Origin of the sequence: Spirillospora sp. NPDC049652 (assembly GCF_040675125.1) — a bacterium.
Lineage (GTDB): Bacteria > Actinomycetota > Actinomycetes > Streptosporangiales > Streptosporangiaceae > Spirillospora.
The window spans coordinates 1-2,397 of the sequence record NZ_JBFAOF010001036.1; the positions used below are offsets into that span (position 1 = coordinate 1).

Here is a 2,397-nt window from a genome sequence, read left to right on the forward strand (position 1 = left end):
CGCACCGCGCGGCCCGGCTCGCCTGGGAGCAGACCGGGCTGCCGCGGATGGCCGCCGAGGTCGGCGCGGACGTGCTGCACCTGCCGAACTACGCGATCCCGGTGCACGCGGGCCTGCCGACGGTCGTGACGATCCACGACGTCACGCTGTTCGCCGAGCCCGAGCGGCACGACCCGCTCCGCGCGTCCTACATCAGGTCGGCGACCCGGACGGCGGCGCGCCGCGCGACCCGGATGATCGTGCCGTCCCGGGCCGTCCGGGACGACCTGGTCCGGCTGCTGGGGGCCGAGCCGGGCAGCATCGACGTCGCCCCCCACGGCGTCGACCACGACGTGTTCCGGCGGCCCGCCGCCGAGGAGGTCCGGAAGGTCTCCGACCGGCTCGGCCTGCACGGGCACCCGTACGTGGCGTACCTGGGCGCGCTGGAGCCGCGCAAGAACGTGCCGAACCTGATCCGCGGCTGGGTCCGGGCGTGCGACGGCCGCGCCGACCCGCCGGCGCTGGTGCTGGCGGGCGGCGGCGGCTGGGACGACGAGGTCGACGCGGCGCTCGCGGTCGTCCCGACGCACCTGCGGGTCGTCCGGTCGGGGTACCTGCCGTGGTCGCTGCTGCCGGGGTTCCTGGGCGGGGCGCTGGTGGTGGCGCTGCCGAGCCGGGGCGAGGGGTTCGGGCTCCCCGTTCTGGAGGCGATGGCCTGCGGCGGGACGGTCCTGACCACGCGGCGCGGCCCGCTGCCCGAGGTCGGCGGGGACGCCGTCGCCTACACCGAGCCTGACCCGTCCGCGATCGGGCAGGCGCTGTCGGCGCTGCTGGACGCGCCCCAGCGGCGGCTCGAACTGGCCGAGGCGGCGTCGGCGCGCGCCCAGCGCTTCACCTGGGAGGACTCGGCGCGCGCCCACCTGGACTCCTACACGCGCGCGGTGGCGGAGTACTCGGCGTCCCACCCGTCCTGACGACCCGGCCCGCCGGCCGCGCGCGGCGGTGCGGTAACCGGCGTCACATCCATGTTGACCTGGCAGTACGCCGGGCCCTTCACGGCGCGGAACGAGTCGTCGCGGAACCCGTTAGGCTCGCGGCGATTGGTGTCGGACCGCGCTGAAGGAGCCCAGTGGAAGCGATCCTGCTGGTCGGGGGACAGGGAACCCGGCTGCGCCCGTTGACGATCTCGACGCCGAAGCCGCTGCTGCCCACGGCCGGGGTCGCGTTCCTCGCCCACCAGCTCGCGCGGGCGCGGGAGGCGGGCGTCACCCGGATCATCTTCGCCACGTCCTACCGCGCCGAGATGTTCGAGGCGGCGTTCGGCCGCCGGGCGCAGGGCGTCGACCTGGCGTACGTCAGCGAGCGGCAGCCGCTCGGCACGGGCGGCGCGATCCGGAACGCGGCGACGGCGCTGACCTCGGGCCCGGACGAGCCGGTGCTGATCCTGAACGGCGACATCCTGTCCGGGCACGACGTCCGGGCGCAGGTGGAGCTGCACAAGCGGTCGGACGCGGCGGCGACGCTGCACCTGACGACCGTGGACGACCCGTCCCGGTTCGGCGTGGTCCCGACCGACGGCGACGGCCGGGTGACGGCGTTCCTGGAGAAGGCGGCGCGGCCGGTCACCAACCAGATCAACGCGGGCTGCTACGTGTTCCGGCGCTCGGAGATCGACGCGATCCCGCTCGGCGAGGTGGTGTCGGTCGAGCGCGAGACGTTCCCGACGCTGATCGCGTCCGGGGCGCCGGTGATGGGGTACGTGGAGTCGGCGTACTGGCTGGACGTCGGCACCCCCGAGGCGTTCGTGCGGGGCTCCTGCGACCTGGTGCTCGGCCGGATCGCCTCGCCCGCGATGCCGGGCGAGCCGGGCGACCGGCTGCTCCTGGACGGCGCGGTCGTGTCGGACGGCGCGGTGGTGCGGGAGGGCACGACGGTCGGCCGCGGCGCGGAGATCGAGGCGGGCGCGACCGTGCTCGGCAGCGTGCTGCAGGACGGCGCGTTCGTCGCGGAGGGCGCGACCGTCCGCGACTCGGTGATCGGGCGCGGCGCGCGGGTCGGTCCCGGCGCGGTGCTGGACGGGGTGATCCTCGGCGACGGCGCGAGCGTCGGCCCGGGCAACGAGCTGCGTGACGGGCTCCGGCTCTGGCCGGGGATCTCGCTGCCGCCGACGGCCGTCCGGTTCTCCACCGACGCCTGACACCGCTGAGCAGGGCGGACGTCCGGATTCCGGGCGGCCGCCCCGCCGTGGCCGTCGCATATTTTGGGATATGCGCGGCATGGGGAGGTCGGCATTCTGGAGCGGGTGTGGCGGCCGCCGTGGCCCGTCGACGTGGGCCTGGTCATCGGGCCGCACCGGCGCGGCACCGGCGACCCGGCGTTCGCCGTCGACACGGGCGGCGGGTACTGGCGTGCGGTCCG

At 75.9% G+C, this 2,397-nt stretch carries 2 protein-coding genes; both read left to right on the forward strand.

Annotated features, from left to right (window positions below):
• A partial coding sequence (locus AB0J52_RS36520) for a glycosyltransferase family 4 protein (protein ID WP_500187482.1) occupies nucleotides 1–953 on the forward strand: 953 nt, incomplete at its 5' end.
• A 155-nt stretch (nucleotides 954–1,108) separates the two neighbouring features.
• Nucleotides 1,109–2,176 (forward strand): mannose-1-phosphate guanylyltransferase, encoded by a 1,068-nt coding sequence (gene manB / locus AB0J52_RS36525; protein WP_500187483.1) that lies wholly within the window; start codon nucleotides 1,109–1,111, stop codon nucleotides 2,174–2,176.
• The last annotated feature ends 221 nt before the right edge of the window (nucleotides 2,177–2,397 follow it).